The sequence below is a fragment of the Halomonas sp. DP5N14-9 genome (assembly GCF_019802175.1).
Lineage (GTDB): Bacteria > Pseudomonadota > Gammaproteobacteria > Pseudomonadales > Halomonadaceae > Halomonas > Halomonas litopenaei.
This window is the reverse complement of sequence record NZ_JAHVHR010000024.1, coordinates 279,669-305,642: the sequence shown is the minus strand read 5'-3', so window position 1 is coordinate 305,642 and position 25,974 is coordinate 279,669. Positions and strand designations below refer to the sequence as shown.

Genomic DNA, 25,974 nt, shown 5'->3' with positions numbered 1-25,974 from the left:
AAAAGAGCTATAAATAGGCGTAATAGGTCTCTAGCGCTATCCGCGCTCACCACGGAGCCATCCGCGTCATGTCCGATCCCATCATCGCTGTACTCACCGGCGACCTGATTGCCTCTCGTCAACGTGATCGCGAGGCCCTCTACCGCTGCCTCGATGACACCCTCGGGGCCCTGGCCAGACGCCACGACGGCGACTTCCACCGCTTTCGTGGCGATGGCTTCCAACTGGCCATCCGCCAGGGCGACCGGGGCCTTGAGGCAGCGGTGGCATTGCGCGCCAGCCTGATCGGCCAGAGTCCAGCGCACGAACGCTGGGACGCTCGTGTCGCCGTCGCCCGGGGCCCGGCGGGCTGGGCCCCGGGCGCCCCCCTGGCCGACGCCGATGATCCCCCCTTCATGGCCTCAGGGCAGGCCCTGGACGGTCTGTCCGCCAATGGCACTCACCTTGGCTTCGACCCGTCCGGGACCACCGCCGAGGCCCTGCTGATACGCTATCTCGACGAGATGATCGACGCCTGGTCCAGCCCCTCCGCTCAGGTGGTGGCCCTCAGCCTGGCCGAGCCCGAGCTGACCCAGGCCGAGATGGCCGACCGACTGGGCATCCGCCAGCCCAGTGTCCACAAACGCCTGAAGACCGCCCGTTGGGCACTGCTGAGCGATACCCTGGCCTGTCTGGCGTCGGCGGCGCAGGAGCGCACATGAACACTCTGGTCCTGGATCTCGCACCAGCGTCATCGTCGTCGCTGTCGCTTCTACTGGCCCTGCTGCTGGCGCACCTGCTTGGCGACTTCGTGCTGCAACCGGACCGCTGGGTAGCGGATAGACAGGCCCGCGGCATACGCAGTCCCAGTCTGGCACTGCATGCTCTGGTGCATGCTGCCCTTGCCTGGCTTGTGCTGTGCGCCTTGCGGTCTGTCGCCGGTATCGACGACGGCATCGACGCCACCTTGGCGGCCGTGATGCTGGGGCTCGCCCACTGGACGATCGATGCCGCCAAGGCCGAGGCAACGCGACGCTGGCCCACCCGGCAACTTGGCCTGTTCATGCTCGACCAGGGCCTGCACGGCGCGACCATCGTGGTGGTGTGGCTGTGGCTCGTCGGTAGCCTGTCGCCACTGACAGCGATGCTTGCACACCTGAGTACACCGTCCTCGCTGCTCCTGCTGCTCGCCTATCTGCTGGTCACCCGGCCCATGGCGGTCGCCATCGCCCTGGCCATGGCCCCCTTGGCTCGACAACTCAAGGCACCCGGTACGCTGGATCGGGCCGGCGCCCGCATCGGCATCCTCGAGCGCCTGCTGGTACTGACCCTGACCCTGCTCGACCAGCTCACCGCCGTCGGCTTTCTGCTGGCGGCCAAGTCCGTGCTGCGTTTTGGTGACCTGAAGGAGAGCCGAGACCGCAAGTTGACCGAGTATGTGCTGCTGGGAACCCTGGCCAGCGTCACCAGCACCCTGGTGCTTGGCCTGCTGGTGCGACTGTGGCTCGGAGGCCAAGGCGGATGACAGAACGGATGCCAAAGTGCATGACAGAACGGATGCCAAAGCGCATGACCAGGTGGCTGACCGGGTGGCTGACCAGGAGGACAACGAAGTGGACAGGGAAAAACGCCACGGTCTTCGTGACTGCGCCGGGGCATCTCCGCGATCGACGCAGGCCTGGGCTGCTTGTAGGCGCCCTGCTCGTTTCACTGATCGGGCTTGCCGGCTGCGACCTTGCCGGCGGCCTGGCCACCGAGGCGCTGATCCAGCGGGGCCCCGCCCTGGAGCCGCGCGACGGCTATGTGGTGGACCATCGCCATCCGGCTCGGGGCCACAATAGCCGCGTGCACTTCCTGATCCTGCACTACACCGACGAGAACCAGGCCGACTCCCTGCGCGCCCTGACCGGGCCCCGGGTATCGAGCCACTATCTGGTGCCGCTGCCCACGCGACGCCTGCAGAACACCCCGGTGGTGTTCCAGCTGGTGCCCGAGAGCCGCCGTGCCTGGCACGCCGGCGCCAGCCGCTGGGGCAATCGCGTGGGGCTCAACGACACCTCCATCGGCATCGAGATCGTCAACCAGGGGCCCGATCGCGCCTGGGTCGGCAGCGAGCTAGACGCCCCCGAGGGCCCGGTGCGCTGGGCAAGCTACCCCGATGACCAGCTCAACGCCTTGATTCCGCTGGCCCGGGATATCATCGAGCGTCACCGGATCGCCCCGGAGCACGTGCTGGCGCACTCCGACGTGGCACCGCTGCGCAAGCTCGACCCGGGGCCGGCCTTTCCCTGGCGCAAGCTTCACGAGGCCGGCATCGGTGCCTGGCCCGAGGCCCCGCGCGTCGCCCACTACCGCAGCCGCTTCGAGCGTGAACCACCGGCGCTGATCGAATGGCAGCGGGCGCTGGCCGCCTGGGGCTACGGGATCGACGCCAGTGGCGTGTGGGATGACGCCAGTCGCGCCACCCTGCGGGCCTTCCAACTGCACTTTCGACCGGCGAACTTCGATGGCCAGCCAGACGCCGACAGCGCGGCAAGGCTATGGGCCTTGCTCGAGCGCTATCGACCCGAGGCGCTGGAGCAATTGGAACAAGGAGCGCAACGGAAAGCACTCTGACGACGTGACGGGACGAGCTTCAACTGGAACCGTCGCTGGCGGCACCGGGTAGATAGTGGATCACATCGTGAAAGCGCAGCGTCCCCGGCCCCTCATTGCGCATCAGGTGGGGACGATCGGCGAAGAAGCGCAGCCCCTCCCCCGCCTTCAACAGATGCCAGTCGTCGTCGATGGCCAGCACCAGCTCGCCCTCCACCACCACCAGATGCTCCACCACCCCCGGCGCATGGGGACTCGAAGCGCTCTCGGCGCCTTCAGCCAGCTCGATCTCGAACATCTCGAAACCCAGCATGGGATCATAGGGAAACAGCAGCTTGGCGCGCATGCCGGCGCTGTCCCTGCCCCATACCGAATCGTCGATGCTCACGCGCCGTTCTTCCAGGGGGCCGTCCATGGCCCGTGTCGGGCTCCCGAACAGCGACGAGAAGCTGACCCGAAAGCCGCTGGCGATACGCCATAGCGTGGCGACGGTGGGACTCGACTCGCCACGCTCGATCTGGCCGAGCATGGCCTTGCTGACGCCGGTTTCGCGAGCGGCACGCTCGAGACTCCAGCCCTGAGCCTGGCGCAGTCCCTTCAGGGTGGTGGCGATATGGTCGGCAATATCCTGCATGGCGGCCTCCAGAAAGGTCGGCCCAGTATACGCAAGGTTTACGCCGCTGGCCCGCCGTCGCTTGCGGTCAGCACACCACACCTCACGCGCCACGACTCCTGCCTCTTGTTCGTCTTCTCTCGTCTCTCTATCTCTCACTTCAGCTGCTTGTGCGTTATAACGTCCACTGCTAGCCTTGGACGTTATAACGCACAAACACCAATGTACCCGCTTCGCGGTTTCCCCCGGCTTTTTTCTGGACCGTCTCATGAAAGCTTCGCCAAGTTCACTGGCCGCCAAGGCTGGCCAGACGCATCGCCCGAAAGTGCTCGACGATCTTCATCCCTCCACGCTGGCCGCCGGGTTCGCCGCGGTCTTGATCGGCTACGCCAGTTCCGCCGCGATCATCTTCCAGGCGGCCCAGGCCGCCGCTATCGATCAGGCCCAGATCGGCTCATGGATGTGGGCCCTGGGCATCGGCATGGGTGTGACATCGCTGGGGCTGTCCTGGTGCTATCGCATGCCGCTGCTGACCGCCTGGTCGACGCCCGGGGCGGCGTTGCTGGTGACCCAGTTGCCCGGCGTGCCCTTCGACCAGGCCGTCGGTGCCTTCCTGCTGTCATCGCTGCTGATGCTCGCCGTCGCCGCCAGCGGCCTGGTCGAGCGCATCATGGCGGTGGTGCCGGCGTCGATCGCCTCGGCCATGCTGGCCGGCATCCTGTTGCCCTTCGTGCTGGAAGTCTTCACCACCGTGCAGACGGACCCCTGGCTGCCGCTGGCTCTGCTGGGTGTATGGATGCTGTGCCGCCGCCTGGCGCCACGCCTGGCCATCGTCACGGTCCTGGCCGCGGGGGTGGCGCTGTGCCTGGGCCGCGGCGACTTGAGTCTGGCGGGTGTTGCCGTGAGTCTGACCCGTCCTGCCTGGGTGACCCCGGCCTTCAATCCTGTGGTGTGCCTGGGTATCGGCATACCGCTGTTCGCGGTCACCCTGACCACCCAGAACCTGCCGGGGTTCGCCATGGTCAGAAGCGCGGGCTTTACGCCGCCGGTGGCGGCAAGCCTGGGGGCCACCGGCCTGGCGTCGCTGCTGATGGCACCCTTCGGTGGCCACGGCGTCAACATGGCGGCGATCAGCGCGGCCCCCTGCCTTGGCGAAGAGGCCCACCGCGAGCCTGGGCGACGCTACACCGCCGGCATTGCGGCGGGAATGGGCTATCTGCTGCTGGGCGCCCTGGGGGCGACGGTGGCGTCGTTGTTCGACGCCCTGCCCAGCGCCATGATCGCGGTGGTGGCGGGACTTGCGCTGATGGCCACCCTGGGCGGTGCGCTACGTACCGCCTTCAGCGACGGCGACAACCTGGACGCGGTGCTGGTCACCTTCGCCATCACCGCATCGCCATTGACCCTGGCGGGCATCGGCTCGGCCTTCTGGGGCCTGGTGGCGGGGCTGATCGTGCTGAGACTGCAGCGCAGGCGCTGAGTCGGGGGCGGTAGAGATTGCGGGAAGGATGCTGCGGGGGCGGCCGCTCAGGCGGCGATGGAAGAATCACAAGACAAGGGAAGAACCACAGGAGCAGCCGCCGGGTGCTGCGCGCGCACCCGGCGTGATCGATCTCAGCCATCCAGCGACACGCTGTCGGGCGAGGCACTGGCTGGCAAGGCATTGGCTGGCAAACCACGGCCAGCGTGGGTCGCCTCGTCACTGGCCATGCGCACCATGGCCAGGGCCTCATCCAGGCTCTCGACCTGCTCGACACGCACCAGCTCGTCGCTCAGCTTGACCTCGGTACCGACACGTTCGCTGACCAGCCGCTCGAGGCTCGCCAGATCGCGTCCCTCGCCCATGGGCAGAGAATCGACGCTGGCGGAGCCCGTACCCGGCAGGTAGATGGTGCCGTTGGAGAAGTCCACCGCGTAGGCGATCACCCCGGGCACGATAAAGAACAGCAGGCCGACGCCGTTGGCCACCGCCACCACCGGGTCGATGCGACCACTGATCTGCCCCTTGCGTTCGGGATGAAAGACGGTACCGCAGCCGACGAGCGAGGTCAGGGTGGTGGCAAGCACCAGGCCGGTAAGCAGACGGGGCGGACGCAGCATGAACAACTTCCTCTTGCAGTAATCTGGCATAAATGACGGAAAGCGGTGCCGACAACGACTCGACCGCTGCCCAGCATGATAAAACTCATGCGCATCCTACCACGTTCGCCAACCTTCGCTCCCTGTCGCCACCAACGGTGGCGGTTGCTTTTGCCGGCATGACGCCTTCCCCGTACAATGCACGTCACTTTCATGGCCGGATGCGAGTCGCCGAGGATGCCCCTCGACGGCCATCGACGGGACAGCCTGCTGTCCTGCTCGCCTCCAGCGCTTACCAGACTCGATGTGAAGGAACCTGCGGACCCATGCGCGCCACCGAACTTCTGATCAGTACCCTGAAGGAAACTCCTGCCGACGCCGAGGTCATCAGCCACCAGCTGATGCTGCGCGCGGGCATGATTCGCCGCCTCACCTCCGGCCTGTACACCTGGCTGCCGCTGGGCCTTCGCACCCTGCGCAAGGTGGAGCGTATCGTGCGCGAGGAGATGGACCGTGCCGGCGCCCAGGAGCTGCTGATGCCGGCGGTGCAGCCGGCCGAGCTGTGGCAGGAGTCCGGCCGCTGGGAGCAGTACGGTCCGGAACTGCTGCGCCTGAAGGATCGACACCAGCGTGACTACTGCGTCGGCCCGACCCACGAAGAGGTGATCACCGACCTGGTACGCAAGGAGATCGCCAGCTACAAGCAGCTGCCGGCCAACTTCTACCAGATCCAGACCAAGTTCCGTGACGAGATCCGTCCGCGCTTCGGGGTCATGCGCTCGCGTGAGTTCATCATGAAGGACGCCTACTCCTTCCACCTGGACGAGGCCTCGCTCAAGGACACCTACCAGAAGATGTACGACGCCTACGTGCGCATCTTCACTCGCCTGGGTCTCGACTTCCGTCCGGTGATCGCCGACAACGGCTCCATCGGTGGTACCGGCTCCCACGAATTCCACGTACTGGCCGACTCCGGCGAGGACGATATCGTCTTCTCCACCGAGTCCGACTACGCCGCCAACATGGAAAAGGCCGAGGCCCTGCCTGCGCCCCTGGACAGCGATGCCCGCCGCGCCGAGCCCACCGAGGAGCTGAGGCTGGTCGACACCCCCAACGCCAAGACCATCGCCACCCTGGTCGAGCAGCACGGCCTGCCCATCGAGAAGACCATCAAGACCCTGATGGTGCACGGCCACGAGGGCGGCCTGGTGGCGCTGCTGGTGCGCGGTGATCATGAACTCAACGAGGTCAAGGCCGAACACCTCGAGGAGGTGGCGACACCGCTGACCATGGCCAACGAAGAAGAGATCCGCGCCGCCGTTGGCGCCGGCCCCGGCTCGCTGGGCCCGGTCGGGCTCGAGATGCCGATCGTCATCGATCGCAGCGTGGCGCTGATGAGCGACTTCGGCGCCGGTGCCAACGTCGACGGCAAGCACTACTTCGGCATCAACTGGGAGCGCGACGTGGCCCTGCCCAAGGTCGCCGACCTACGTAACGTGGTCGAGGGTGACCCGTCACCCGACGGCAAGGGCGTGCTGTCGATCAAGCGCGGCATCGAGGTAGGCCACGTGTTCCAGCTCGGTCGCAAGTACAGCGAGGCGATGAATGCCACCGTGCTGGGCGACGAAGGCAAGGCGGTTCACCCCTGGATGGGCTGCTACGGCATCGGCATCACCCGCGTGGTGGCCTCTGCCATCGAGCAGAACCACGACCAGGGCGGGATCATCTGGCCCGACGCCATCGCCCCCTTCCATATCGCCATCGTGCCGATGAACGCCCACAAGTCCCAGCGCGTGCGCGAGACCAGCGAGCGCCTGCACGACGAACTCAGCGCCGCCGGCTTCGACGTGCTGCTGGATGATCGTGATCTGCGTCCCGGCGTGCGCTTCGCCGATCAGGAACTGATGGGCCTGCCCCATCGACTGGTGGTGGGCGATCGCAGCCTCGACAAGGGTGAGCTCGAGTACAAGGGTCGCCGTGACAGCGAGGCCACCATGGTACCCGCCGAAGAGATCGTCGAGTTCCTCAAGCAGCGCATCGCCCGTTAAGGCCCCGCGTGGCGCGCCGCGGCTTGTCGCGGCGCGCCTGGCAGGCGGGTCCAGAGGAATTCAGGCGAGTTCAGGTGCGCTCAGGTGCAATAATGCAAAAAAAAACCGACCCCGAAGGGTCGGTTGAAAAAGGGGGATGACTCCCCCTCCCCTGACGCTGGTTGACGACTATCGCTTGCGACGGTGAGCGTCGCGGATGATAAAAGCGATCCAGCCGGCCATGAAGGCCACAGAGAGAGCGACGGCACCCAGCCCGAAAATGACGGCGTTGTCGACGTACATGGCGCTGTCCTCCTGTCTCTGTGTCGATGAATTCATGGTACCCGGTCGGCCCTTGAATTGTGCTGACCTGCGTCAAGGGTGACCGCGAGACATCGGCCCGCCATGACGACGAAAAAGCCGCCTTCAAGAGGCGGCTTTTTCGTCGTCTGTGGCACCCTTTCAGCGAGAGCGCCTCCAGCTACCACTGCCGGGACCCTAGAGGACCTTGCGGTCCTCCACCTCGGAGGCCTCGGTGCCGGGCGGCAGCGGGTGCCCCTTGGCCAGTTCGGCGCGGGTCGCCTGGCGAATATCGAGCACCTCGAGGCGATACGACAGGGTCTCCCCGGCCAGGGGATGGTTGGTGTCCACCACCACGCTGTCCCCCTTGACCTCTACCACGCTGACGATCTGTGGGCCAGCATCGCCGGGGGTCTGGAAGCACATGCCGGGGCGCAGATCGGTACCGGGAAAGGCCTGGCGTCCCACCTCGCGCACCAGCGACTCGTCGCGCAGTCCATAGGCCTCGGCCGGGGACAGGGTGACGCTGAGGCGGCTGCCGACCTCGGCGTCGACCAGGGCCCGCTCGAGGCCTTCCATCAGGTTGCCGTGGCCGTGCAGATACTCCAGCGGCTCATCGCGCTTCCAGGAATCGTCCAGGACGTCGCCCTGCTGGTTGCTCAGGACATAGTGCAGGCGCACCACACACTGGGGAGAAACTCTCATCTCGGGCTCCTTGGGGTCGACATCAGTCCTGGCGCTTGAGCGCGGCGACGGGCATTTCCAGGCGCTGCTGGCGATGCAGCATGTTGAGCAGCACGATCGCCCGCTCTTCGCCCTTGTGGCTCTCGAACACCGCCTTGAGGTCCTTGAAGGGTCCGTCGGTGATCTCCACCGACTCTCCGGCCCGGAAGTAAAGCTGGCCAGGATCGTCGTCCTTGGCTTCGCCGTGCTGGCGCAGCAGGTCGATCAGCTCATCGCTGACCGGCACCGGCATCGACAGCCCGAAGGTCACGATCTTCAACACTCCGCGCGTCGAGCGAATCGGGCGCCAGTTGCTCTCGACCTGGTCGAGCCGCAAAAACAGATAGTAGGGGAACAACGGCTCCTCGACCCAGGTCAGCTTGTTGCGGCGCTTCTTCTGCACCTCCAGCACCGGATGAAAGAGCTCGTATCCCTGGTTGGCCAGATGCTCGGCGGCCCGGAACGACTCTCCGCCCTTGCACTGGACCACGTACCAGCGCGGGGTGGCATCGCCCACCAGGCCCGCCTCGATATTGCTGTGACTCATGTGACTCCTTCCAGACTCAACCACCACCAGCCACCAAGCCGGCAGTATCGCCTGTCATTGACGCGGTTCCCGGCGCGTTGCCGACGACCCTTGATGATCACCGCTGGTATCGCCCCTGCGGCTTTGCAACAATTCGTCGAGCCGCACCGAGATGTTGCGCGCATTTTACCATTCGGAAGGCGGCCTGTGGCCGACCAACTGCAAGGAGGCTATCCATGCCCACCTCGTCCGGCCAGCATCCCTGGGTCGACGCCCTGCGCGTCTACCTGCGACTACCCGTGCTGGCCATGCTGTTTCTGGGCTTTTCTGCGGGCCTTCCCTTTCTGCTGGTGTTCTCCACCCTGACCACCTGGCTGCGTACCAGCGGGGTCGAGGTCGCCGCCATCGGTTTCTTCTCGTGGATTGGACTGCTGTACTCGATAAAGTTCTTCTGGGCACCGGTGGTGGACGCCTTCCGCCTGCCGCTGCTGACCCGCCTGCTGGGCCAGCGGCGCAGCTGGATGCTTGCCGGCCAGGCGCTGATCATGGGCGGCCTGCTGGGCCTTTCGTCGCTGGACCCGGCCTCCCAGCTCGGCGCGGTGGCGCTGTTTGCGCTGATGGTGGCCTTCGGCTCGGCCACCCAGGACATCGCCATCGACGCCTTTCGTATCGAGTCGGCCGAGGACGAGGTCCAGGCAGCGATGGCGTCCACCTACATCATCGGCTATCGCGGCGGCCTGATCATGGCCGGTGCAGGGGCGCTGTATCTGGCGTCGGCCTTCTCCTGGCAGGTGTCCTACCAGTGCATGGCGGCACTGACGGCGGTGGGCATGATCACCGTACTGTTGCGTCCCGAGCCGCCGCGCCAACCGCTGGCCAGTCGCCTGGCCAAGGAGCCCCGGGTGCGCGCCTTCCTGCGCGCCAGCCGCGGCCGGCCCGCATGGGTCCGGCGCACCGGCGCCTGGTTGATCGGCTCCGTGGTCTGCCCCTTTCTCGACTTCTTCGGGCGCTTCGGACTGGGCGCACTGGGACTTTTGCTGTTTATCGGCATCTATCGCATCAGCGACCTGGCGATGGCCTCGATGGCCTATCCGCTGTACGTCGACCTCGGCTTCAGCCTCGACACCATCGCCACCGTGACCAAGGTGTTCGGCGTCATCATGAGTCTCCTCGGCGGGTTGGTCGGCGGGGTGCTGGTGGTGCGCTACGGCATCGGACGCATCCTGGTGCTCGGCGCTACGGCCACCGTGCTGACCAACCTGATGTTCGCCTGGCTGGCGCTCAGTGGCGCCCAGCACTCGCTGCTGGTGCTCACTATCGTCGGCGACAACCTCAGCAATGGCCTGGCAAGCGCAGTGTTCATCGCCTTCCTGTCGAGCCTGACCTCGCGGGCCTACACCGCCACCCAGTACGCCCTGTTCTCGTCGTTGATGACCCTGCCCGGAAAGTTCCTGTCAGGCTTTGGCGGCCTGGTGGTGGAGGGAATGGGCTACCCGAGCTTCTTCGTGCTGGCCTCGGCGCTGGGCGTACCGGCCATCCTGATGGCGCTGTGGGTCTGGCGACACCATGTGCGCGAGCCAGGGGATCACGCCGTCAGCCTCGACAAGCCATGACGCCATCGATGCAGTGTGCATCACAAAAAGAGGGCCGACATTGTCGGCCCTCTTTTTCCATGGTACTTCAGCGTTTGGCCCCGTACCTGGGGGTCTGAGTAGAACTTCGGCGCTACGCGCCCCCAGGCTCAGCCGGAGCCGTTATCCAGCGCAGGCACGTGACCAATCCCACCTTGCTGAGCCCGCCTTGTAGTGCATCCCTTGAACAGGGCTTGCGATCAACCGCGCCGTCCGCTGCGCTCCTCAAGCCAGGCCAGCGCGCCCGGTGTGCTGCGCCACTGATCGCGCATCAGGGTACGGTACTGCCAGGCCTCGGCGCGGGTGCCGGGCTCGGCCAGCTGGCCATTGCCGGGGATGGCGCCACGTTTGGGGTTGTCGCTGCAGAGAAGCGCCACCGCGTGGGCGTTGTGGCGCTGGGCGCTCTCCAATGCCAGGGCCGCGTCGTCGAGCTGGCCCAGTCGGTACAGCGCCAGCACCTGCCCCATGTACATGCCCAGCAGCGGCGTCTCGTCATCGGCAGGACCGACCTCCAGGGCCTGGCGGCTGATCTCCAGCGCCTCGTCGTCGCGGCCTTCGCGCAGCAACTGGTCGAGCACCAGCTCGCGCAGCCCCAGACTGTCCTGCTCGTCCAGCGACAGCAGCAGCTCGGCCAGTTCCCGCGAGTGCTGGCGGGAGCCACGTTCCATACCCACTACCAGTGCAAGCCCCGCCCGCAGCAGCTGGGCGTTGTCTTCCTGGTCCCACTGGAAGGCGCCGTCGCCACTCTGACGAATCTGCAGAAGCCAGCGCTCGAGACGCTCGGCCAGGGGCTCGAACAGACTCGGCGCCATCCACGGCAGACTGCCAAAACGGCTGGTCAGCGCCAGCGACACCGACTGCAGTACCGCCGGTGAATCAAGCTGTTCGGGGTTGGCACACAGCGCCGGCAACCAGGCTGCGGCATTGAACCAGGGATCTCCGAGAAAGCCCATCGGCGCATCCGGGTCCACGTCGACCTGGAAACCCTCCTGGAAGGCGGCGAACAGCGTGTCCTCCCGCGCCGTGGAGCGATACAGCAACTGCCCGTCTTCCTCCACCACCTTGATCGGCGGGGGCGGCGGCAACTCCGCCAGCAGGGTCTGCAGGCCTACCAGGGGCTCGCCGAGATCCTCTTCGGCGCACAGCAGCTGATCGGCCAGGGTGGCGCCGGGGTTGTCGGCCAGGTCCGCCAGGAACTGCAGCTGGTCGGGGTCGAGATCACCCTGGCGGGTCAGCCGCCGCAGCCAGAAGCGCGAGCGCTCCATGGCTTCCTCGTCGTGACCTTCGTGGAGCAGCAGCATGGCCTCGATATAGGCCAGGGTCGGCGAATCGGGAAGGGCCTGCTGGGCACGCACGAAGGCCGAGCGAGCACTGTCGAGATCGTCGTTGTCCAGGTGCATCAGACACAGCCGCTCCAGCGCCACGCCACGCAGGAACATCGGTCCCCGCTCCAGCACCTCGTCCAGCAGCGCCTCGCGCTTGCGGTGGAAACCGCGCTCCTGGAAAAGGTCCAGCAGGATCTCGAAGGCGGGCTCGGCCTGTTCCGGCAGGCGCTCCCAGTCGGCATTGTCGAACAGTGACTCGAGGATCTGCTGGGCACGTCCTCGCTGGCCCGATTCGGCGGCGATCAGCCCCGCCTCCAACAGCGCCTGGGCAGGGGCGCGACCACTGGCCAGGGCAGCCTTCAGCGTCTCCCCTTTCCACTCGCGCAGCGACAGCATCCACATCAGATGAGGTGGCAGGTGACCGGGCAGGCTGACGGCACCGCAGCACTGCTTCATCTTGCGTCCAGAGTCGCACCAGCAAGGCTCGTTGCGGCCAGGGCGTGCCAGGGTTTCACAGGCGAAGTCGAGACGTGCCAGGGGCGTCTGGGACCACAGTTCGGGAGCCAGCGCCTGGGCCAGGGCCTTGTCACCGCCCACGCAGGCAGGCCCCTCCTCGCGCGCCCAGCTCATCAAGCTCGGATAGCGTTCATCCTGCCGAATGGCTGCCAGGGCGCCCGCGGCAAAACCCAGCAGTTGATCCACCCATAACGCCAGCATCGCTATCTCCCCGAAATTGAAAACGGCACAGTCTAACAGTGCATGCACCGGCTGGGCAGACCCGCGCCTCAGACGGCGTAGGCATCCAGCAACTGTGCACTCCGTGAATGCATGTCCAGGCGCCCCTCGAGCCGCACCAGGTTCCAGTAATGACCATTGAGCGTACGCACCAGCAACAGCATGCCGGCAGGGGGCTGCAGGCGGTCCAGCGCGCCCCACACCCGGGGGCTCAGCTCGCGCAGACGCCGATGCACCCGTACATCGCCGAAGTCCTGCTCACCGGGCGCGAACAGCGGCGACACCGCTTCCGCGGATTCGCGATACAGCGCCAGCGGCGCGCCCTCTCCCTGTCGACCGCCGAGCCCGCGCACGGCCTCATCCATGGCCATGGGGTCGCCGTCCAGGGTTGCCCCAAGTAGCGCCACCAGACCGGCCAGCCGCTCCCGGGGGACCGCGATCACGGCGCCCAGGTCATACACCACCAGCCGGCCCTGTTCATCGACGGCAAAATTGCCGGCGTGGGGATCGGCGTGCAGTTCATGGTGGGTGAACAGCTCCTCGGTGATCCAGTCCGCCAGGGTGCGCGACACCCGCTGACGAAGGGTATCGTCGGCACCTTCGAGGTCACGCAGGGGCGTCCCCGGCAGATACTCCATCGCCAGCACCCTTGGACCACTGAGCTCCTTCACGGGCTGCGGCATCACCAGGTCGGGGTGATCGGCATAGCGCCGCCGGTAGCGCTCCAGTGCGTCCGCTTCGGCGCGATAGTCGAGCTCGCGCCGCAGTCCATCGGCGAGTTCGTCGAACAGAGCATCGAGGCGTGCCTGGGACACCTTGAGCCAGCGACCCAGTCGCAGCAGCCTTCTGACCTGCACCAGGTCCTGTTCCAGCACCCGATCGAGCCCCGGGTACTGCACCTTGAGCACCAGGGTACGACCGTCCCGGGTCCAGGCTCGATGCACCTGTCCCATGGAGGCGCTGGCAAAGGGCTCGGGCTCGATCTCGTCGAACAGGGCATCGAGGTCGCCGAGCTCTGCCTCAAGCGCCACCTTGATCTCGGCCCAGGGCGCCGGTGCAGCATCCTTCTGCAGCCGGGCAAGCTCTTCGGCCAGGGCCGGGGGCAGCAGGTCATCCCACTGGGACATGACCTGAGCGATCTTCATCGCCGGACCCTTGAGCTCGGAAAGGCCTTCAAACAGCGACTCGCCGAGCGCCTGCCAATCGGCCTTGCCGCCGATTCTCGAGCGCAGCAGGGTCGATCCGGTACGAGCGGACAACCCGAGCATCCGGCGTGTCCGGCCTGACTGACGCATGCTGCCTCCTGCCCGTACGGGCGCCCTGCAAGATGCTGGCAACGCTGGCCTCACCGGGAGGATAGCGCGTCACAAGACGGTCACCTTACCCGCATCTGCACACAAAAATGATATAGGACTTGTACACTTTTCACTCCATGGTACACCTGGCATCTCATCACACATACTGGAAGAATATCCAGACGATTCACCCGCACCGGTGCGCTATGCGATTGATCATTGCGGAAAAACCGAGCCTGGCTCGCTCCATCGCCGAGGCGCTGCCCGGGGCAGCACAGAAAAAAGACGGCTACCTGTCCGTCGGCGACACCGAGGTCACCTGGTGCCTCGGCCACCTGCTGGAACAAGCCCCACCGGATGCCTACGACCCGGCCTTCAAGCCCTGGCGACGCGACCACCTGCCCATCGTGCCCGGTCAGTGGAAGCTGGTGCCCAGGCCCAAGGCCCGCGGTCAGCTGTCGGTGATTCGTGCGCGCCTGAAACAGGCACGCCAACTGGTGCACGCCGGCGACCCCGACCGCGAGGGCCAGCTGCTGGTCCAGGAGGTGATCGAGCACCTGGGCTGGAAGGGGCCCGTCCAGCGTCTGCTGATCAACGACCTCAACCGGCCTGCGGTGGCTCGAGCACTCGGGCGGATCGAGGACAATGCCAGGTATTACCCGCTCTACCGCGCCGCCCAGACCCGCGCCCGCGCCGACTGGCTGTACGGCATCAACCTGACCCGCGCCTGGACCCTGATCGGCCGCCAGGCGGGCCACGATGGCGTGCTGTCGGTGGGGCGCGTGCAGACGCCGGTGCTCGGCCTGGTGGTGCGCCGCGATGAGGAGATCCGTCATTTCACGCCCTACCCCTTCTATGTGCTGTGGGCTCACCTGCGCGTCGGCGCCGGCACCTTGAAGGCCTGGTGGGTCCCCGGCGAGCCCCATCGCCTGGACGAGCGCGGTCGGCTGCTCGACGCCGCTCCTGCTCAGACGCTGGCAGAGCGCCTGCCGGGTGCTGAAGGCCAGGTGAGCAGCGTGGACTCCCGTCGTCGTCGCCAGCCGCCGCCCTTGCCTTACTCTCTGTCGGCGCTGCAGGTCGATGCGGCACGCCGCCACGGGCTCTCGGCCAAGGCGGTGCTGGACATCTGCCAGCGCCTTTACGAGCGCCATCAGTTGATCACCTATCCGCGCTCGGACTGTCGCTACCTGCCGCGTGAACACCTGGCGAGCCTGCCGGGCCAACTGGCCAGCGCCTGTCGCGATGACACCACCCTGTCCGGTTGGCTGGCCAACGCCGACATGGGGCTTCGCTCACGCGCCTTCGACGACGCCAAGGTCGGTGCCCACCACGCCCTGGCCCCCACCGGCAAGCCCTTCGTTGCCGAGCGCCTGTCGCGTCAGGAAGCCGACGTCTACCGTCTGATCGCGCGCAACGTGCTGGCCCAGTTCTATCCGGCGCTGGAAACCCAGGAGGTGAAGGCCGAGTTCCGCCTGCTGGACGAGCGCTTCCAGGCCTCCGGCCAGACGCTGCTGGTGCCCGGCTGGAAGCCCCTGTTCACCACCCGTGACGAGCCACCGCCGTTGCCGGCGCTGGTCGAGGGCGAGGCCTGTCAGGCACTGGAGGCCCAGGTCGAACAGCGCGAGACGCGCCCACCGGAGCCGTTTACCGATGCCAGCCTGATCAAGGCCATGATGAATATCGCCCGCTACGTGGAGGACCCCGAGGTACGCCGCACCCTCAGGGAAACCGACGGTCTGGGTACCGAGGCCACCCGTGCCGGCATCATCGAGACGCTGCTGGAGCGCGGCTATCTGGTGCGCAAGGCCAAGGCGCTGCGCGCCACACGCCTGGGGGTGGGTCTGATCCACTCGCTGCCCGAAGCGGTCAGCCGCCCGGAGCGCACCGCCCTGTGGGAACAGCGTCTGGAAGGCATCGCCGAGGCCCAGGCCGAACCGGAACCCTTCGTCGCCCAGCTGGTCGAGGACCTTCGCAAGCTGGTGGGCAGCGCCGACAGTCAGCGGCTGAGTGCCGCCCTCGGCGCCGCCCAGGGCGAGTCGCCGGAAGCCGGCCCCGCCAGCAAGCGAGGCCGCCGCACCAACTCGCCACGCCGCAGCGCCGGGCGTAAACGCCGCCTCTCCCGTAAAGGCAGCACCACATGACTACACTGATCATCGGTCCCGGCGCCATCGGCCGCCTGCTGGCCTGTCGGCTTGCCGCTGGCGGCCAGAGCGTGCGCCTGCTGGGGCGGCGACCGCTGCCGACGATCCAGACCCTGACCTCACCGGATGGCACGACCGAGCGCCTTGAACTGGCCACCACCACCGAGCCACGCCTTGCCTGCGTCGATGTCGACCAGGTCATGCTGACCACCAAGGCCTACGCCGCCAGGGCAGCCTTCGCTGCGGTGGCCGACCATCTGCCTGCCGCCACACCGCTGGTGCTGTGGCAGAACGGGCTGCGCGTGCAGCGACCTTTGACCGATACCTGGAGCGGGCCGGTGCTGTGCGCCTCCACCACCGAGGGCGCCTTCATCGACGCCGACGACAGCGTCGTCCACGCCGGCCAGGGTCAGACCGTCATCGGTCATCTCGACGGCGGCCTCGACGGCCATCCAGGCGAAGGCCACGGCCCCCATACCCAACCCCTCCGGACTCACGCCCTCCAGTCCCAAGCCCTCCAGACCCAAGCCCTGGCCAGTTCGCTGGCCACCACCCTGAGCGCCGCCGGCCTGGCCACCGAGGCGGTGGACGATATCGCCACCCGGCTGTGGCACAAGCTGGCGGTGAACGCCGCCATCAACCCCCTGGTGGCACGCTACCGACTGCGTAATGGCGAGCTGCGCGGGCATCCTTACCGCGACATGGTCGACGCCACCGTCGACGAGGTGGCGCAGATCCTGGCGTCACTGGAGATCCCTGCTCCCGCCATCGACGTTCCCTCCAGCGACGTTCTCTCCAGCGACGTCAACGATGGCACCCACGCCTGGCGCGCCCTGGTCTGGCAGGTCATCGAGCGGACCGCCGCCAACCGTGCCTCGATGCTGCAGGATATCGAAGCCGGCCGGCCCACCGAACACGACGCCATCCTCGGCCCGCTGCGCGAGGCTGCCACACGCCTGGGCCTCCCTTGCCCCCAGCTCGACGCGCATTGGCGCTTTCTGAATGCCTGAAACGAGCAAGCCCAGGCTGGCGGTACACAAAAGCGATTGCTATTTTAACGGTTGGCAGTGATTCGACTCCCACCTGAATATCGACTCGAATCACCTTGCCGGGCCGGCCCTCGAACAAGTCCGTGTCCCCGCATGCGGTCTTGCCTTTGTGAGCCATGTTCACTACGAGCTGCGTTCACACTGCGCCGTGTTCTCAATCAGCCTCGTTCAAAACTCGGTCAAAATGAGCCGCGTCAAGATTGAGAGCCAAGGTGAGAGCTGAGGTTGCTGAGATTTAAGTTGGCTGAGTCTAGAATTGAGAGCCGAGCCCTTGAATAAAACCGAAGCATGATCGATCAGGTGCCACCCGCGGAGGCTATTCCGCCAGGACAACCATGATGACTGCTTGTCGCTTGCCCTCTCTCCCCGCTCGACGCCCCACGTCGCACACCTTGCTGGCGGGTATGCTTGCGGCACTGACCATTGTCGCCTTCTCGGCCCCTGTCCTGGCGAGCGAAGACGCTGCCGACCCGCTGGCCGACAATGACGCCGCCCACTCGGCCACCCCGGCCTTTTCCGGCATGGGCCAGGAAATCGTCAGGCTCGACAGTGGCGTCCTGGTGCAGGGCGACAAGGTCCACACTCCCGACGGCTACACCTCCGGCTTCCGCCTGACCGCCGGCATGGCGCCACAGCAGGAAACCGGCTGGGACCTGGGGGCCGAGCTGCGCTATCGACAAAGCGATGACGTCCCCATGTCTTCCAGCGACAGCCAGCATGTCCAGGACGTGACCAGCCTGGGGGGTAGCCTGGTCGCCGGCTTCCGTGTCGGCCACTTCGGCGTCTACGGCAAGACCGGCATGGCCCAGTGGGTCAGCGATCCGGTCACCGGTCGCAACACCTTCGATTCCACCAGTGGCTCCACCCGGGTCCAGGGTCTCGGGGCCCGCTGGATGACCCGCAGCTGGATCGGCCAGGTCGAGTTCGAGGAGGTCAATGACCCCGAGCTTGAGCATCTGAATATGATTACGGCCTCGTTCCACCTCCCTTTCTAGGGCTCGTCTGAAAAGTGCCTGCGCTCGGTAATACGGCGTTAAAAATCGGCTGGTGCGCCAGCCCGGTCAACATGCTCATTTACACCACGTAAACTGCGCTGTCTCACCGATTTTTGCCTTGTCTAACCTTCGCTCGTCGACTTTTCGGACTGAGCCTAACACCGCCGGCAAACCGAGTCTGAATCGACTCGATCGCGTTACACGCAGTGACTTTTGACGTCCCCTTGCGCCACACCTCATCTTTATTCTGCTGTTTTAAAAGATTTTTTCTCAATACGGCATGGGAATAGCTTTGTGGTTTGGCATAACACCAAATCAAAAGGAATCTCCTGCCATGTCATCGACACCCCACCGTTCCATCGATATCGACGCCAACCGCCTGTGGGACAGCCTGATGCAGATGGCCGAGGTCGGCCCTTCCCCCAACGGCGGCAGCCGCCGCCTTGCCATGACCCCTGAAGACGCCGATGGGCGCCGCCTGCTGCTGGACTGGGTCGAGGCGCTGGGCTGCACCTGGCAGCGTGACAAGGCCGGCAACCTGTTTATCCGGCGTGCCGGACGCGAGGACCACCTGCCCCCGGTGTCCATGGGTAGCCACCTGGACACCCAGCCGCTGGGCGGACGCTTCGACGGCGTGCTGGGGGTACTGGCTGGCCTGGAGGTGCTGCGCAGCCTGCACGACAACGCCATCACCACCCGCCGGCCGTTGTCATTGATCGTCTGGACCAACGAGGAAGGCAGCCGCTTCGCCCCGGCCATGGGCGGCAGCGGCGTCTGGACCGGCCGCCTCGATGAGGCGACCTTCTTCGGCGCCAGCGACAGCAAGGGCGTCACCCTGGGCGAGGCCATCGCGGCCTGCGGCGAGGCCGGCGATCTGCCCCTGGGCGAACCCGAACTCGACGCCTACTTCGAGCTGCACATCGAGCAGGGCCCGGTGCTCGAGGAACAGGGCCATCCCCTCGGCATCGTCACCGGGGTCCAGGGCATCCGCTGGTACGACCTGAGTCTGCGCGGTCAGTCGGCCCACGCAGGCCCCACGCCGATGAGCTATCGCCGTGATCCATTGCTCGCCGCCACCGCCATGATCCAGCGCATGCGCGAGGTGGTCATGGCGGATCCTGACGGCGCTGCGCGCCTGACCGTGGGCGACTTCCAGGTGGTCGAGCCCTCGCGCAACGTGGTCCCCGGCGAGGTCCGTCTGCTGCTGGACCTGCGCCACGTCAGCGACGAACGCCTCGATGCACTGGATGCCGAACTGGAACGTCTGGCCAGGGACGCCGCCGACGTCGAGGGCGTGGAGCTGACGTTCGAGCGCCGCTGGCATTCTCCGGTCACCCCCTTCGACGACGCCCTGATCGACTCCCTGCGCGAGGCCGTCAAGGCGCGCGAGCTCGATGCCCCCTGTATGATGAGCGGTGCCGGGCACGACGCCGTGCACCTGTCCCACGTCACCCCCACGGTGATGATCTTCGTGCCCTGCCGCGACGGCATCAGCCACAACGAGGCCGAATACGCCGAGCCTGAGCACTGCGCGCTGGGCACCCAACTGCTGTGCGACGCGGTGCTGGCACGCGCCGAGCGCGACTGAGATCGCCATCAGCGCCCTGAACAACCCAGAATGAATCGATTTCGATTCATCGAGTCGAAATAGCATCAAAGGCCCTTTGCCCGATCAGCCGACTCGTTCCCCGGACGCTCAGGCCATTCACAACAAGAGATACCTTATGGACATCAACTCCCATGTGCTGCTGCTGTTTGCCAACGCCTTTCTGACCACCGCCCTGTCGGTGGTCATCGTTGGCGTCATCCTGCTGCGCGAATACCGGCCGACCATTCGTCGCCTGAAGGACGAGGCAGCGGCTTCGTCTTCAGCCGACACCACCAACCACAACAAGACTTCATCTGACCTGAGAGACCTGTCATGACCCTGGCCATCTTCGCCATCGTACTGACCGCCTACGTGGCGGTGGCGGCCCTGCTCGCACGCCGTATCAAGAACAAGGACGACTTCTACGTCATGGGTGAGCAGGGCTCGACGTTGCTGATCGTCGGAACCCTGGCCGCCACCTTCCTCAGCGCCGTGACCCTGATGGGGATCGCCGGCATCTCCTACAGCGAAGGCCCGCTGGTGATCGCGGCGCTGGGCTCCTTCGGCGCCTGGGTCGGGACCCTGATCGCGGTGGTGTTCATCGGTCGCAAGCTGAAGGCGCTGAACTGCCGCACCATGATGGACTTCTTCGACTACCGCTTTAACAACAAGTGGGTCAGCGTGGTCGCACTGATCCTGATGGTGATCGGCCTGCTCGGCTACGGCATCATCCAGCTGATCGGCGCCGGCCTGGTGCTGGCCGAGATCATCGATATCCCCTTCCCGGTGATCATCGTCGCCTTCACCCTGGCGCTGCTGGCGTTCTGTTCGCTGTCCGGCATGTACGGGGTGGTCTACACCGACACCATGATGTTCTTCACCATGCTGGCCATCGCCTTCGTCATCGCACCGATGTTGATCGGCGACGCCGGCTTCGAGGCGATGAAGGGCCTCGGCGAGACCCTGCCCGGTTTCTGGACCGTGGGGGGCGCCAACGACCGCCCGCTGGGCTGGTCGATCTCCCAGTTCCTGGTGTGGATCCTGTTCTTTGCCTGCACCCCGGCGCTGGTGTCCCGCGTCTTTCCGGCCAAGAACGACTTCGTCATCCTCAAGGTGGCGGTGATCGGCGTGTTCTTCGCCCCGGCCATGCAGCTGCTGGTGTTTCTGGCGGCCAGCGCCATGCAGGTAATCCAGCCCGGCATCGAGCCCACCGACCGCGCCATGATCGTCGGCTTCATGGAACACACCAACCCGACCCTGGCCGGTATCGGTCTGGCCGGCCTGATGGCGTCGATCATGTCCACCGCCTCGACACTGTTCGTGCTGACCGGCTTCGCCCTGGCCCGCGACCTCTACGAGAAGTTGTTCGACCGTGAGGTCAGCGAACGCAAGGGCGTGGTACTCGGCCGCATCTCCCAGGCGGTGGTAGCGCTGGTAGTGTGCGCCGTGGCGATCTCGCGCCCGGCGGGTATCTACTGGATATCGATCTACGCCGGCGCGATCTTTGCCGTGGCCTGGCTGCCGACCATCGTCGCCGCCATGCACTGGCGTCGGATGAACGCCAACGCTGCGCTGGCCTGCATGCTGGTGGGCTCGATCACCTTCATCGTGGTGGGCGAACTCGAGCGCCACGGCCTGGTCAGCCTGCCGCTGCATATCGACAACCTGCAGGTGGCCATCCTGCTCGGCACCCTGGCGCTGATCGCGGTGGGACTCAAGAGCCAGCCTTCCGAGTACGAGCTCAAGGTATTCGACGACATGCGTGCAAGGCGACTGTCCGATACCACCATCCGCGACATCCTGGCCCGTCCCGATGGCGCCCGCGAGCTGGTGCGCGAATACCGCCAGGTGTGGGGCATCATGGTGCTGTTCGTGATCATCGCAGGCGCCCTGTGGGGCTATCTGTTCAGCAAGCTGGGGACCTGAGCCCACCGTCACCGCTGCTGTCACTGATCCACCAGGCCGGCGCCGTGAGGCGCCGGCCTGGCTTTACTAACACGCGCTCCCGGCACACCATTGACGTTCTGGACCCTGCCTGGAGCCTCGATGAACCACGGCCCCCTCATGCCCCGACAGCTACTGGCCATCCTCAACGCCCTCGAGGACGGCATCTTCATCACCGATCTCAAGGGACGCCCGCTGTGGGTTAACCAGGCGAGCCTGTCACAGCTCGATGCCAGCGCGGAGCACCTCTACCAGAGCGACGTCTACCGGCTCGAAGAGGAAGGGGTATTCTCGCCCTCGGTCACCCGCTTCGTGATCGAGGAGCGGCGACCGGTCAGCGTGGTCCACCGTTATCGCGGCAAGGACTACCTGGTCAACGGCAGCCTGTTTCACCTGGGCGGCGACCCTTCCGGTGAACCCGACGCGGTGCTGGTCCAGGCCCGCAACCTGGACCGCGACGTGCTGGCCTCGCGCTCGCCGGACACCACCCAGGCGCTGCTCGATCACGTCATGCATCAGCTCAAGCGCATCCGTCAGGAACAGGTAGCAACGGAGGCCAGCCCCGCCTCGTCCAGCCGCAGCCCACGCTATCGCCGGTGTCTGGAGCGCCTCGAGCGCGCCGCCGCCAGTGACACCACGGTACTGCTCAGCGGCGAGACCGGCGTCGGCAAGAGCTGGCTGGTCAATCGCCTGCACCAGTTCAGCCCGCGCTCGGACAAGCCGCTGATTCACGTCAACTGCGCGGCGATCCCCGAGGCCCTATTGGAAGCCGAGCTGTTCGGCCACGAGAGCGGCGCCTTCACCGGCGCCCATCGCGACGGGCGGGTCGGCTACGTGGCCCTGGCCGAGGGCGGCACCCTGTTTCTCGACGAGATAGGCGAACTGCCGCTGACGCTTCAGCCCAAACTGCTGCAATTGCTGCAGGAACGTCAGTACCACCCGCTGGGCGGCAAGCCGCGCAAGGCCGAGGTGCGTATCGTCGCCGCCACCAACGCCGACCTGGCCGCCCGGGTGCAGGATGGAAGCTTCCGCGCCGACCTGTACTACCGGCTCAATATCGTGCCCATCGAGATCCCACCGCTGCGCGAGCGCGCCGAGGACATCCCCGGTCTGGCCAATCAGCTGCTGGCCAGGATATCCCGCCGCCACAAGCGCCGTATCACCCTGGAGCGCGACGCGCTGAGGGCGCTGACCCACCACTCCTGGCCTGGCAACGTGCGCGAACTGGAAAACCTGCTCGAGCGGCTCAGCGTGTTCTGTGAAGACGACACCATCGGCATCGACGATCTCGCCCTCGACCACCCGGAGCTTGTGCCCGCTAGCCTTGCCGACCGCGTTTCCCTCAACAGCCCGCGCAAGAGCTCCTGGCAAGACGACGGCCAAAGCGACGGTGCTCTGTCGCTGCCACTGGACGATTCCCGCCCCCTGCCCGAGCGCTTGGCCGAGATCGAACGCCAGGCCATCGATGACGCTCTGTCCCGCGCCGGCAGCACCCGCAAGGCAGCCCAGGACCTTGGCGTCAGCCAGTCCTGGTTGATGCGACGGCTCAAGCGCGATCGGTCGAGCTCGTCCGACTGAAACGTCGGCATCCACAACACATCCCGAAACGCCCGACCGACACACCCAACCGATACGCTCACCCAAGACGCCAGCGCCCGGCCATCTGGCCGGGCGCTGGGTGTTCAGGGTAACGCTCGCGGTCGCGTCAGCCGGTGTTGCGAAGGCCAGCGGCGATCCCCGCCATGGTCACCATCAGGGCGCGGGACAGGTCCGCGCTGATGGCGCCGTCGGCGTCGCGGTTACGCTGCAGCAGCTCGGCCTGCAGGCCATGCAGCGGGTCGATGTAGGGGTTTCGCACCTCGATGGCCTGGCGAATCAGCGGCGTCTTCTCGAGCAGCTCCTGCTGATCGAGGATCTTCAGAAGCTCCTCGTTGAGCCTGCCGAAACGCTCGCGCAGGCGGTTGCCCAGGGCCTCCAGACTCGGCTCGTCCACCAGGCGATGCTCGTAGTAGGCGGCCAGTTCCACGTCGGCCTTGGCCAGCAGCATCTCGAGCATGTCCAGGTAGGTGCCGAAGAACGGCCACTGCTCGCGCATCTCCTGCAACACCTCGAGTCCGCCGGGCTCGGCCAGGCGGGTGGCGAAGGCCTCGCCGGTGCCGAGCCAGGCCGGCAGCATCAGACGGATCTGGGTCCAGGCGAAGATCCAGGGGATCGCGCGCAGGGTCTCGACACCGCCGTCCTGACGCCGCTTGGTCGGCCGCGAGCCCAGCGGCAGGCGGCCCAGCGCCCCTTCCGGTGTGACGGCACGGAAGTACGGCACGAAATCGGGGTCCTGGCGTACCACACCGACGTAGGCACCGTGGGCGATCTCGGCCAGACGGTCCATCTCGTCGCGCCAGGCCGGCTTGGGCTTGGGCGGCGGCAGCAGCGACGCCTCCAGTACCGCGCAGGCGTAGATCTCCATGGAGCGCAGGGCGATGTCGGGCTGGCCGAACTTGAAGCGGATCATCTCGCCCTGCTCGGTCACCCTGAGGCTGCCGTTCACCGAGCCTGGGGGCTGGGACAGGATGGCGGCGTGGGACGGACCGCCGCCACGGCCCACGGTGCCACCGCGGCCGTGGAACAGGGTCAGGTCGACACCGTGGCTTTCGCAGACATCGACCAGCGCCTCCTGGGCGCGGTACTGGGCCCAGGCCGCCGCCAGCTGGCCGGCGTCCTTGGCCGAATCGGAGTAACCGATCATCACCTCCTGGCTATCACCGGCGAACTGGCGGTAGCCGGGCAGCGCCAGCAGCCGATCGATGACGTCGCCGGCGCGATTGAGGTCGTCCAGGGTCTCGAACAGCGGTGCGATGGGCATGCCGACACGGCCCCCCACCTCCTTCATCAACAGCGCCACCGTGAGCACGTCCGAGGGCTGCGCGGCCATGGAGATGATGTAGGTGCCCAGCGCCTCGCCGTGCTCGGCGGCGACCACCTGGAAGGTGTCCAGGGTCTCACGGGTCTCGGCGGAGCACTCCCAACGCCGCGGGATCAGCGGCCGGGTCGACTCGAGCTCCGCCAGCAGGAAGGCCTGACGCTGCTCCTCGCTCCATTCGCGGTAGTTGCCCAGGCCCAGGTCGTGGGTCAGTTCTTCCATCACCAAGGCGTGGCGGCTGGCCTCCTGGCGCAGGTCGAGCTTGGTCAGGGTGACGCCGAATACCGCCACACGGCGCAGGGTATCGAGCAGCACACCGTTGGCGATGGTGTCCAGGCCGACGTCGCACAGCGAACGGTAGCAGGCCAGCAGCGGCGCATAGAGCTGGTCCCGGGTCTCGATGATCGGCCCGCCGTCATAGCTCTTGCCGTCGAGTTCGGCCTTGGCCCAGTCGCGGGTGGCCTCGACCTTCGCCACCAGACGCTTGAGCAGCTCGCGATAGGGCTCGGCGACGTTGCCGACCTCGGCACGCAGGGCACTGTTGGTGCTCCACATCGATAGCTCGATCTTGAGCTGCTCGAGATCACGCAGGTACAGGTCCGCCGCCATCCAGCGGCCCAGCAGCAGCACCTCCCGGGTGACCCGGGCGGTGACGTTGGGGTTACCGTCGCGATCGCCACCCATCCAGGAAGCGAAACGCAGCGGCGCGGCGTCCAGCGGCAGACGCTCGCCGGCGCTTTCCAGCAGCAGGTTATCCAGGTCCCGGTGGAAGTCCGGCACCGCCTGCCACAGCGAATTCTCGATCACCGCAAAGCCCCACTTGGCCTCGTCCACCGGGGTCGGCCGGTCGTGGCGGATCTCGTCGGTGTGCCAGGCCTGGCTGATCAGCTCCTCGAGCCGCCCCTTGGCCCGGGCCGCACGCTCGGGGTACTCGCTGGAGGACTCGATGGCGCTGAGGCAGTCATCGATGGCGTCGTACTTCTGGATCAGGGTGCGCCGGATGACCTCGGTGGGATGGGCGGTCAGCACCAGCTCGACGCGCATGTTGGCCAGCGTCTCGACCAGGGTGCGCGACGAGTGGCCCTCGCGCCGGGCGCGCTCGAGCAGCTCACCGAGCACCGGCTGCATCCCCGGCTTGTAGTCCTCGACCCGACGAAAGCGGGCACGGTAGTGCTGCTCGGCGATGTTGGCCAGGTTGAGGAACTGGTTGAACGCCCGGGTCACCGGCAGCAGGTCCTTCTCCGGCAGCCGGCGCAGGTACTCGATCAGCTCCTGCTGGCCGGCCTCTTCGCCCTGGCGGCCCCGCTTGGCCAGTCCGCGAATCGTCTCGATGCGTGACACGAACTCGGGTCCGAGATCATCGGCGATGGTGCGTCCCAGGCTGTCGCCGAGGATGCGGACGTTATCGCGCAAGGATTCGTGCAGATCGTGGCTCATGGGGTCTCCTTGGGTGTGGTGTCCAGCGGGTCCCGAGCGTGCGGCCCCGCCTTGTTATCGATAGGGTCTGGCCGG

The 25,974-nt window shown here is 66.4% G+C and carries 21 protein-coding genes; 13 read left to right on the top strand and 8 right to left on the bottom strand.

Annotated features, from left to right (window positions below; genetic code table 11):
• Nucleotides 1-68: 68 nt before the first annotated feature.
• Genes KUW00_RS14340 through KUW00_RS14330 form a run of 3 tightly spaced genes read left to right on the top strand, consistent with a single transcriptional unit; the run spans nucleotide 69 to nucleotide 2,595 of the window.
• Nucleotides 69-701, top strand: a complete 633-nt coding sequence (locus KUW00_RS14340) for a hypothetical protein (protein WP_222569372.1) — start codon at nucleotides 69-71, stop codon at nucleotides 699-701.
• Nucleotides 698-1,504, top strand: coding sequence for a DUF3307 domain-containing protein (locus tag KUW00_RS14335; RefSeq protein ID WP_222569371.1), 807 nt, complete (start codon nucleotides 698-700; stop codon nucleotides 1,502-1,504). The genes KUW00_RS14340 and KUW00_RS14335 overlap by 4 nt, the downstream gene beginning before the upstream one ends.
• Nucleotides 1,505-1,548: 44 nt before the next feature.
• Nucleotides 1,549-2,595 (top strand): N-acetylmuramoyl-L-alanine amidase, encoded by a 1,047-nt coding sequence (locus tag KUW00_RS14330; RefSeq protein WP_222569370.1) that lies wholly within the window; start codon nucleotides 1,549-1,551, stop codon nucleotides 2,593-2,595.
• Nucleotides 2,596-2,614: 19 nt separating this feature from the next.
• On the opposite strand, the gene KUW00_RS14325 is transcribed toward KUW00_RS14330, so the two are convergent.
• A complete protein-coding gene (locus KUW00_RS14325) occupies nucleotides 2,615-3,208 on the bottom strand; it encodes a helix-turn-helix domain-containing protein (RefSeq protein ID WP_222569369.1) in 594 nt (197 codons plus the stop codon).
• Nucleotides 3,209-3,455: 247 nt separating this feature from the next.
• On the opposite strand from KUW00_RS14325, the gene KUW00_RS14320 reads away from it, so the two are divergent.
• Entirely contained in the window at nucleotides 3,456-4,667 is a 1,212-nt protein-coding gene (locus KUW00_RS14320; RefSeq protein WP_222569368.1) for a benzoate/H(+) symporter BenE family transporter, read from the top strand.
• Between the two features lie 134 nt (nucleotides 4,668-4,801).
• Here KUW00_RS14320 and KUW00_RS14315 read toward each other — a convergent pair whose 3' ends face one another.
• Complete coding sequence (locus KUW00_RS14315; protein WP_260425336.1) at nucleotides 4,802-5,287, bottom strand: hypothetical protein; 486 nt, start codon at nucleotides 5,285-5,287, stop codon at nucleotides 4,802-4,804.
• 305 nt (nucleotides 5,288-5,592) lie between these two features.
• On the opposite strand from KUW00_RS14315, the gene KUW00_RS14310 reads away from it, so the two are divergent.
• Nucleotides 5,593-7,314 carry a proline--tRNA ligase gene (locus tag KUW00_RS14310; RefSeq protein ID WP_222569367.1) on the top strand — a complete coding sequence of 574 codons (1,722 nt, stop codon included), beginning with the start codon at nucleotides 5,593-5,595 and terminating at the stop codon, nucleotides 7,312-7,314.
• Between the two features lie 168 nt (nucleotides 7,315-7,482).
• Here the strand turns inward: KUW00_RS14310 and ccoM are convergent, their stop codons facing one another.
• The 3 genes from ccoM to rfaH form a co-directional block, all read right to left on the bottom strand.
• The gene (gene ccoM / locus KUW00_RS22560; protein WP_286985057.1) at nucleotides 7,483-7,596 is read right to left on the bottom strand and encodes a cytochrome c oxidase subunit CcoM; all 114 of its coding nucleotides are present in this window, start codon (nucleotides 7,594-7,596) and stop codon (nucleotides 7,483-7,485) included.
• 195 nt (nucleotides 7,597-7,791) lie between these two features.
• On the bottom strand, nucleotides 7,792-8,298 hold the full coding sequence (locus tag KUW00_RS14305) for a peptidylprolyl isomerase (RefSeq protein WP_222569366.1): 507 nt from the start codon (nucleotides 8,296-8,298) through the stop codon (nucleotides 7,792-7,794).
• A 22-nt stretch (nucleotides 8,299-8,320) separates the two neighbouring features.
• Entirely contained in the window at nucleotides 8,321-8,863 is a 543-nt protein-coding gene (gene rfaH, locus KUW00_RS14300; protein ID WP_222569365.1) for a transcription/translation regulatory transformer protein RfaH, read from the bottom strand.
• Between the two features lie 215 nt (nucleotides 8,864-9,078).
• On the opposite strand from rfaH, the gene KUW00_RS14295 reads away from it, so the two are divergent.
• Complete coding sequence (locus tag KUW00_RS14295; RefSeq protein WP_108447714.1) at nucleotides 9,079-10,455, top strand: AmpG family muropeptide MFS transporter; 1,377 nt, start codon at nucleotides 9,079-9,081, stop codon at nucleotides 10,453-10,455.
• Nucleotides 10,456-10,673: 218 nt separating this feature from the next.
• On the opposite strand, the gene KUW00_RS14290 is transcribed toward KUW00_RS14295, so the two are convergent.
• Complete coding sequence (locus tag KUW00_RS14290; RefSeq protein WP_108447713.1) at nucleotides 10,674-12,515, bottom strand: SEC-C domain-containing protein; 1,842 nt, start codon at nucleotides 12,513-12,515, stop codon at nucleotides 10,674-10,676.
• Nucleotides 12,516-12,583: 68 nt separating this feature from the next.
• The gene (locus tag KUW00_RS14285; protein ID WP_222569364.1) at nucleotides 12,584-13,828 is read right to left on the bottom strand and encodes an ABC1 kinase family protein; all 1,245 of its coding nucleotides are present in this window, start codon (nucleotides 13,826-13,828) and stop codon (nucleotides 12,584-12,586) included.
• A gap of 206 nt (nucleotides 13,829-14,034) precedes the next feature.
• Between KUW00_RS14285 and KUW00_RS14280 the strand changes: the two genes are divergently transcribed.
• The 7 genes from KUW00_RS14280 to KUW00_RS14250 all read left to right on the top strand — a co-directional run bounded on the left by KUW00_RS14280 (nucleotide 14,035) and on the right by KUW00_RS14250 (nucleotide 23,123).
• Nucleotides 14,035-15,969 (top strand): DNA topoisomerase III, encoded by a 1,935-nt coding sequence (locus tag KUW00_RS14280; RefSeq protein ID WP_222569363.1) that lies wholly within the window; start codon nucleotides 14,035-14,037, stop codon nucleotides 15,967-15,969.
• Nucleotides 15,966-16,979, top strand: coding sequence for a ketopantoate reductase family protein (locus KUW00_RS14275; RefSeq protein WP_222569362.1), 1,014 nt, complete (start codon nucleotides 15,966-15,968; stop codon nucleotides 16,977-16,979). The genes KUW00_RS14280 and KUW00_RS14275 overlap by 4 nt, the downstream gene beginning before the upstream one ends.
• 374 nt (nucleotides 16,980-17,353) lie before the next feature.
• Nucleotides 17,354-18,013, top strand: a complete 660-nt coding sequence (locus KUW00_RS14270; RefSeq protein WP_222569361.1) for a hypothetical protein — start codon at nucleotides 17,354-17,356, stop codon at nucleotides 18,011-18,013.
• A 334-nt stretch (nucleotides 18,014-18,347) separates the two neighbouring features.
• Nucleotides 18,348-19,601 (top strand): M20 family metallo-hydrolase, encoded by a 1,254-nt coding sequence (locus KUW00_RS14265; protein ID WP_222569360.1) that lies wholly within the window; start codon nucleotides 18,348-18,350, stop codon nucleotides 19,599-19,601.
• 136 nt (nucleotides 19,602-19,737) lie between these two features.
• Nucleotides 19,738-19,938 (top strand): hypothetical protein, encoded by a 201-nt coding sequence (locus KUW00_RS14260; protein WP_045993193.1) that lies wholly within the window; start codon nucleotides 19,738-19,740, stop codon nucleotides 19,936-19,938.
• On the top strand, nucleotides 19,935-21,527 hold the full coding sequence (locus KUW00_RS14255) for a sodium:solute symporter family protein (protein ID WP_222569359.1): 1,593 nt from the start codon (nucleotides 19,935-19,937) through the stop codon (nucleotides 21,525-21,527). Before KUW00_RS14260 ends, KUW00_RS14255 begins: the two co-directional genes overlap by 4 nt.
• Before the next feature lie 120 nt (nucleotides 21,528-21,647).
• Nucleotides 21,648-23,123 carry a sigma-54 interaction domain-containing protein gene (locus KUW00_RS14250; protein ID WP_222569358.1) on the top strand — a complete coding sequence of 492 codons (1,476 nt, stop codon included), beginning with the start codon at nucleotides 21,648-21,650 and terminating at the stop codon, nucleotides 23,121-23,123.
• A gap of 127 nt (nucleotides 23,124-23,250) precedes the next feature.
• Here KUW00_RS14250 and ppc read toward each other — a convergent pair whose 3' ends face one another.
• Entirely contained in the window at nucleotides 23,251-25,899 is a 2,649-nt protein-coding gene (gene ppc / locus KUW00_RS14245; protein ID WP_124804386.1) for a phosphoenolpyruvate carboxylase, read from the bottom strand.
• Between the last annotated feature and the right edge of the window lie 75 nt (nucleotides 25,900-25,974).

Bases quoted from the DNA above. Each gene is read 5' to 3' on its own strand.
- KUW00_RS14335 (WP_222569371.1), top strand. From the start codon at position 698: ATGAACACTCTGGTCCTGGATCTCGCACCAGCGTCATCGTCGTCGCTG.
- KUW00_RS14325 (WP_222569369.1), bottom strand. From the start codon at position 3,208: ATGCAGGATATTGCCGACCATATCGCCACCACCCTGAAGGGACTGCGC.
- KUW00_RS14305 (WP_222569366.1), bottom strand. From the start codon at position 8,298: ATGAGAGTTTCTCCCCAGTGTGTGGTGCGCCTGCACTATGTCCTGAGC.
- KUW00_RS14260 (WP_045993193.1), top strand. From the start codon at position 19,738: ATGGACATCAACTCCCATGTGCTGCTGCTGTTTGCCAACGCCTTTCTG.
- KUW00_RS14310 (WP_222569367.1), top strand. From the start codon at position 5,593: ATGCGCGCCACCGAACTTCTGATCAGTACCCTGAAGGAAACTCCTGCC.
- KUW00_RS14295 (WP_108447714.1), top strand. From the start codon at position 9,079: ATGCCCACCTCGTCCGGCCAGCATCCCTGGGTCGACGCCCTGCGCGTC.
- KUW00_RS14340 (WP_222569372.1), top strand. From the start codon at position 69: ATGTCCGATCCCATCATCGCTGTACTCACCGGCGACCTGATTGCCTCT.
- KUW00_RS14250 (WP_222569358.1), top strand. From the start codon at position 21,648: ATGAACCACGGCCCCCTCATGCCCCGACAGCTACTGGCCATCCTCAAC.
- KUW00_RS14265 (WP_222569360.1), top strand. From the start codon at position 18,348: ATGTCATCGACACCCCACCGTTCCATCGATATCGACGCCAACCGCCTG.
- KUW00_RS14275 (WP_222569362.1), top strand. From the start codon at position 15,966: ATGACTACACTGATCATCGGTCCCGGCGCCATCGGCCGCCTGCTGGCC.
- KUW00_RS14290 (WP_108447713.1), bottom strand. From the start codon at position 12,515: ATGCTGGCGTTATGGGTGGATCAACTGCTGGGTTTTGCCGCGGGCGCC.
- ccoM (WP_286985057.1), bottom strand. From the start codon at position 7,596: ATGTACGTCGACAACGCCGTCATTTTCGGGCTGGGTGCCGTCGCTCTC.
- KUW00_RS14255 (WP_222569359.1), top strand. From the start codon at position 19,935: ATGACCCTGGCCATCTTCGCCATCGTACTGACCGCCTACGTGGCGGTG.
- KUW00_RS14320 (WP_222569368.1), top strand. From the start codon at position 3,456: ATGAAAGCTTCGCCAAGTTCACTGGCCGCCAAGGCTGGCCAGACGCAT.
- ppc (WP_124804386.1), bottom strand. From the start codon at position 25,899: ATGAGCCACGATCTGCACGAATCCTTGCGCGATAACGTCCGCATCCTC.
- KUW00_RS14330 (WP_222569370.1), top strand. From the start codon at position 1,549: ATGACCAGGTGGCTGACCGGGTGGCTGACCAGGAGGACAACGAAGTGG.
- KUW00_RS14270 (WP_222569361.1), top strand. From the start codon at position 17,354: ATGATGACTGCTTGTCGCTTGCCCTCTCTCCCCGCTCGACGCCCCACG.
- KUW00_RS14315 (WP_260425336.1), bottom strand. From the start codon at position 5,287: ATGCTGCGTCCGCCCCGTCTGCTTACCGGCCTGGTGCTTGCCACCACC.
- rfaH (WP_222569365.1), bottom strand. From the start codon at position 8,863: ATGAGTCACAGCAATATCGAGGCGGGCCTGGTGGGCGATGCCACCCCG.
- KUW00_RS14280 (WP_222569363.1), top strand. From the start codon at position 14,035: ATGCGATTGATCATTGCGGAAAAACCGAGCCTGGCTCGCTCCATCGCC.
- KUW00_RS14285 (WP_222569364.1), bottom strand. From the start codon at position 13,828: ATGCGTCAGTCAGGCCGGACACGCCGGATGCTCGGGTTGTCCGCTCGT.